General features: G+C 74.2%; 6 protein-coding genes. 2 read left to right on the top strand and 4 right to left on the bottom strand.

Features of this window, described 5'->3' with window-relative positions:
- Positions 1-134: 134 nt before the first annotated feature.
- On the bottom strand, positions 135-1,748 hold the full coding sequence (locus tag ACWGIU_RS29100) for a multicopper oxidase family protein (RefSeq protein WP_453710712.1): 1,614 nt from the start codon (positions 1,746-1,748) through the stop codon (positions 135-137).
- A 93-nt stretch (positions 1,749-1,841) separates the two neighbouring features.
- Positions 1,842-2,297, bottom strand: coding sequence for a hypothetical protein (locus ACWGIU_RS29105; RefSeq protein ID WP_453710713.1), 456 nt, complete (start codon positions 2,295-2,297; stop codon positions 1,842-1,844).
- A 72-nt stretch (positions 2,298-2,369) separates the two neighbouring features.
- Here ACWGIU_RS29105 and ACWGIU_RS29110 point away from each other — a divergent pair, with 72 nt between their 5' ends.
- Both ACWGIU_RS29110 and ACWGIU_RS29115 read left to right on the top strand, forming a co-directional pair.
- Entirely contained in the window at positions 2,370-3,071 is a 702-nt protein-coding gene (locus ACWGIU_RS29110) for a DUF998 domain-containing protein (RefSeq protein ID WP_453710715.1), read from the top strand.
- 110 nt (positions 3,072-3,181) lie between these two features.
- Entirely contained in the window at positions 3,182-4,021 is an 840-nt protein-coding gene (locus ACWGIU_RS29115; RefSeq protein ID WP_453710721.1) for an alpha/beta fold hydrolase, read from the top strand.
- Here ACWGIU_RS29115 and ACWGIU_RS29120 read toward each other — a convergent pair.
- Both ACWGIU_RS29120 and ACWGIU_RS29125 read right to left on the bottom strand, forming a co-directional pair.
- Positions 4,006-4,425 carry a CBS domain-containing protein gene (locus ACWGIU_RS29120; protein WP_453710717.1) on the bottom strand — a complete coding sequence of 140 codons (420 nt, stop codon included), beginning with the start codon at positions 4,423-4,425 and terminating at the stop codon, positions 4,006-4,008. The two genes, ACWGIU_RS29115 and ACWGIU_RS29120, sit on opposite strands and share 16 nt — an antisense overlap.
- Before the next feature lie 127 nt (positions 4,426-4,552).
- Positions 4,553-5,199, bottom strand: a 647-nt coding sequence (locus ACWGIU_RS29125; RefSeq protein ID WP_453710719.1) for a DUF305 domain-containing protein, incomplete at its 5' end; no start/stop codon positions are given.

Below are 5,199 nucleotides of genomic sequence, written 5' to 3' on the forward strand. Positions count from 1 at the left end.
GGGTGCTCATACCGGCGGAGTCATCCTCTTGTCGCGGCAGTCGTGATCTCCGCAAGGGTGCCATGCCCGCGCCCGAGGCCCACCCGAATTCCCGCCCGCCCGCCCCGCGTCGGGGCCGGGCGGGAGGCCGTGACCTACGACCGATAGCCGAGCACTGTCATCATCCCGGACTCCGAGTGGTAGACGTTGTGGCAGTGCGTCATCCACAACCCGGGGTTGTCGGCGTCGAAGTCCACCGTGAGCCTGCGCCCCGGCAGGAGGATCGCGGTGTCCTTGCGCGCCCCGCCCCCCTGCCCGCCCAGCGCGAAGGTGTGCCCGTGCAGATGCACCGGGTGCCACATGCGCGTGGCGTTGGCGAACACCAGCCGGACCCGTTCGCCCGCCTTCACCGGGTGCCGCTGGGCGGGGGTGTACGGCTTGCCGTCGAAGGCCCAGTTGTACGTGTACATGGAGCCGGTGAGCCGGATCTGCACCGTACGGTCCGGTTCGCGCGGCGCGAGCGCGACCGATGCGGCGGCCTTGAGCGCGTCCGCCGTCAGCGGCGGCGCGTCCAGTGCGGGCGGCCGGGTCGCGGCCGTGGGCGCCGTCCCCGCTCCGGTGCGCAGCACCGCGAGCGCCGAGCCCTCCTTGCCCTCGGCCAGCGCGGTGAGGGGGAACACCCCGTCCTTGGCGGTGACCAGGGCGTCGTACCGCTCGCCCATGCCCAGCAGCAGTGAGCCCGCCTTCGTCTGTTCCACCGGGTAGCCGTCGGTGTGGGTGACCGTCAGTTCGTGGTCGCCGAGGGCGATGCGGAAGGCGGTGTCCCCGCCGGCGTTGATGATGCGCAGCCGGATCCGGTCGCCGGGCTTGGCGGTGAGGACCGAAGGGTCGTCCGCCACCCGCCCGTTGATCAGGTAGTGCGCGTAGACGACGTCGCCCGCGTCCCCGCCGAGGTAGTCGCTGTGGCCGCCCATGGCGACGTAGGAGCGCTGGGTGGTGCCGCTGGGGGAGGGGGAGGCGCTCTCGCCGTGGGCCGCGTGGGCTCCGCCGTTGCCGCGCATGCCCTTGCGGAGCTCGGCGAGGACGGCGTCGGGGGTGGCGCCGTCCACCCCGTCGATCCAGTCGTCCAGGACCACCACCCACTCCTTGTCGTAGGAGAGGGGCTCCTTGGGGTCCTCGATGATCAGCGGGGCGTACAGGCCGCGGTCCTGCTGGACCCCGGTGTGCGGGTGAAACCAGTACGTGCCCGGCGTCGGGACGGCGAACGTGTACGGGAAGGACGCGCCCGGGGCGATGTCCCGCTGGGTCAGTCCCGGGACCCCGTCCATGTCGTTGCGCAGGGCGAGGCCGTGCCAGTGCAGGGAGGTGGCCTCGGGAAGGTTGTTGGCCAGGGTGAGGGCGAGCGTGCCGCCCGCGGTGGCCCGTACCTCCCGGCCCGGTAGCCTGTCCCCGTACGCCCAGGAGCGGACGGTGATGCCGGCGCCGAGGTCGAGCGGGGTGGCGGTGGCGGTCATCCTGACCTCGGTGAGGGGGCCGGTGGCCTTGCGGGCGGCCTCGGCGGCCCGCACCTCGGGCCCGGCCGGGTCCACGTACCCCTCGGGCACGTCGGCGGCGGAGCCGCCGTGGTTCATCGAGCCGTGGCCGGTGGCCCCGGATCCGCCGGAGGACCCGGCGGACCCGGCGGACCCGGAGCAGGCGGTGAGCAGCCCGGCGCCGAGGACGGCCGCGGACGCTCCGAGCACGGTGCGACGGGTGGGAAGAGAGCGCATGGGAAGCACCTCATGGGTGTGGTGTTACGGGTACAGGGGCACGGTCGGGCGCCGCCCCGGCATGCGCGGACACGCGGGGGCGGCGGCGCCGGCCTATACCCGCAGGACCGCCAACCGGGTGAGGAGCTCGCGGGGCGAGGGTGGGTCCGGACCGCCGCCGGACCGGCCCGGTATGCGGGCCGCGCCCCCGAGCGGCGCGGCGCGTCGGGATCCGGTCCGGCCGGCGCCGATGAGCAGCACGACGAGCCCCGCGAGCACGGCGAGGCAGACCGACATGGGGTCCATCTCGGTCGCGGGCATCCCGTACCCCCACGAGGGGACCGCGGGGGAGGGCATGCCGACGGCCGGGGCCGTGGTGTGGCGCGTGCCACCGTGCGCGGTCGGGGCCGGCCGCTCCGCCGAGGCAACGGAGTGGGCCGGGGACACGTCTTGCATGGCGTGTGACTCGGTCGGATGGCCCAGGGTGTGCATGGTGACGATGCCCAGCAACAGTGCGGCGAGCAGCGGCAACCGGGCCCCCGGGGCGGCTCGCCGAGCACTGCGCGTCATGACGGGAACCCTACCGGGGGTAGGTATCCGATCGGAGGATCGACCCCCAGTCTGCTGAGGATTAGTCACATCATGTCCGCACACGGACTCTCGCCGCGGACCGCTTGGCCGGTCGCCACCCTGATCGGTCTCGCCGCGGCCGCCTACACCGCGTGGGTGCTCGAAGTCGTCCTCTCCACGGGCCTCAACCCCATCGAGACGTACGTCAGCGAGCTCGCCGCCCAGGACCGGCCGCTCGGCGGCCTCTTCCGGGCCACCGACTTCATCGCCGGGCTGCTCGCCTTCTCCGGAGGGTTCCTGGCCCTGGTCCGGCTGCTGACGTACGCGGAGTCCCGCCGCTCCTGGGCGGTCATCGGCTGGGCCGGCATCGCCCTCTTCGGCGCGGCCACCGCCGCCGACGCCTGGCTGCCGCTGAGCTGCACCCCCACCGTGGACCCCGAATGCGCCGCCCGGGAGACCGCGGGACTGGTCCCCGCCACCCACCAGGCCCACGCCGTCAGCAGCAGCCTCGCCATGACCGGCGCCCTCGTCGGCCTGGTGGCCCTCACGGTCGCCGCCCGCCGCTACGGCTGGTTCGCCCCGCTCGCCCGCTACGGCCCCGCTCTCGTCGTCCTCGAACTGCTCGCCACTGTCTGGACGCTGTCCGCGATAGCCCTGTTCACCGCCGGGCACGGGACCTGGGCCCTGGGCGCCGGCCAGCGGCTCCAAGTGCTCCTTGTCGCGCTCTGGCTGGGCCTGCTCGCCTGTTCCGTCCACGAGGAAGGCCGTACGTGAGTATCACCGGCCGGTTCGTCCGCGTCGGCGCCGTCGATGGCGTCCATGGAGTTCATGGCGTCGATGGCGTCTACGGGCCTGACGGGCCTGACGGGCCTGACGGGGTTGCGCTGCACGTCGTCGTCGAAGGCCGGGGACCCGTGTGCGTCCTCAGTGCCGGGCTCGCCATGGCCTGGTTCGACTGGGACCCGGTCGTCGCGCCGCTCGTCGCCGCGGGCCGCACCGTCGTCCGCTTCGACCGCCCCGGACACGGCCTCAGCGGCCCCGCCACCGAACCGCCCACCACCGCCGGGGAGGCCCACCGGATCGCCGGACTGCTGGACGCCTTGGGGCTCGGCGCCCGCGCCGCCGGCCCCGTCACCGTCGTCGGACACTCCATCGCCGGGTTCCACGCCGAGGCCTTCGCCCGCCTGTACCCGGAGCGCACCGCCGCACTGGTCCTGGTCGACGGCAGCGTCGAGGAATCCCCGCGTACGGCCCTGCCCGCCGCACTGCGCACCGGCGCCGCCCGCGCCCTCGGCCGGGCCCTGACCGCCGCCGGACTGCCGGCCGCGCTGGGCCCGTCGGCCCGGCGCGCCACCGTACGGGCCTCCCGGACCGGCGGCTCCGACCCGGCCCCACGTGACCTCGTACGCCGCTGCTACCGCACCGGCCGGGTCTGGCGCGGCGCCCTGCTGGAGAACTCCCGCTACCTGGACATGGCCGCCGAACTGCAGGTCCTGCGTGCGGCGCACCCGCTGACCGCCCCCACCACCGTCCTCGCCGGCCACGACGGCTCGGCCGGGCGCTCGGCCCTGCACTGGCTGTCCCGCCAGGCGGCTCTCGCCGACCTGCTCGGCGCCCGCTTCGAGGTCGCGGAACCCGCCGGACACCTGATCATGCTGGACCGCCCGGGCCAGGTGGCCCGGACGGTCCTGGCAACGGCCGAGCAGGGTCAGGCGCGCGCGTAGACCTTCTCCACGAAGTGGGCCAACTGGTCGTCGGAGAGGTGCTGCGCGAGGTCGGCCTCGCTGATCATGCCCACCAGCCTCTTGTTCCGGATCACGGGCAGCCGGCGGATCTGGTGGCTCTGCATCTCCTCCAGCACGTCACGAACGTCCGCGCCCGCGTCGATCCAGCGCGGGGTGCCCTGGGCCATGTCACCGCAGGTGACCTTGGCCGGGTCGTGGCCCTTGGCCACACAGTTCACGACGATGTCGCGGTCGGTGATGATGCCGCAAAGCCGCTCCTCGGCGTCACTGATGGGCAGGGCTCCCACATCGAGCCGGGCCATGAGCGAGGCGGCCCGGTCGAGGGTCTCGGTGGCGGGAATCCACTGGGCCCCGGGGTGCATGATGTCTGCGGCGGTGGTCATCGCTGAACCTCCTGAGCACGCCGTCCGGCACCGGGCGCGGACGCGTCCGGCGTGGCGTCCCCCACCGGCGGAGCACACGCCCGTACGGGTGAGAGGGCGCCTCTCACCACGGTACGGGCGTGTCCCCTCACCCGCGCGGCGCGGCTCCGCGCTGCCCCAGCATGTCCGCCATCAGGGTGAGCTCCGAGCGCTGCGCGTCGACCATGCCCTGCGCCAGCGCCCGCTCGACCGGGGTCCCGCACTGCTGCGCACAGCCCTCGGCCATCGTGACGCCACCCTTGTGGTGGTCGGTCATCAGCTGGAGGAAGAGCACCTCCGCGTCCCGGCCCGAGGCGGTGCCCAGCCGGTCCAGTTCCTCCTTGGTGGCCATGCCCGGCATCAGCGCGCCGGGCTTGGCGCCCCCTGCGCCCGCACCCGAGCCCGCGTCGGTGCCGTGCCCCGCGTGGCCGCCGTGGCCGCCCGCGGTCCCCATCCAGGACATCGGCGGCTCGCCGGCCACCACCTTCGGCAGGCCCCACAGGTCCAGCCAGCCGAGCAGCATGCCCCGCTGGTTGGCCTGGGTGTTGGCGATGTCGTACGCGAGGGTGCGTACCGCCTCGTCCTGGGTGCGGTCGCGGACGATGAAGGACATCTCCACCGCCTGCTGGTGATGCACCGCCATGTCACGGGCGAAGCCCGCGTCCGCGGACCGGAGTCCCGGAGTGCGGGGCGCCGCCGTACCGTCCGACGGGCCGGAACCGGCGGAACCGCCGCCGTTCGCGGCGGCCACCGTGG

This window comes from Streptomyces sp. NPDC054840, from assembly GCF_053611065.1.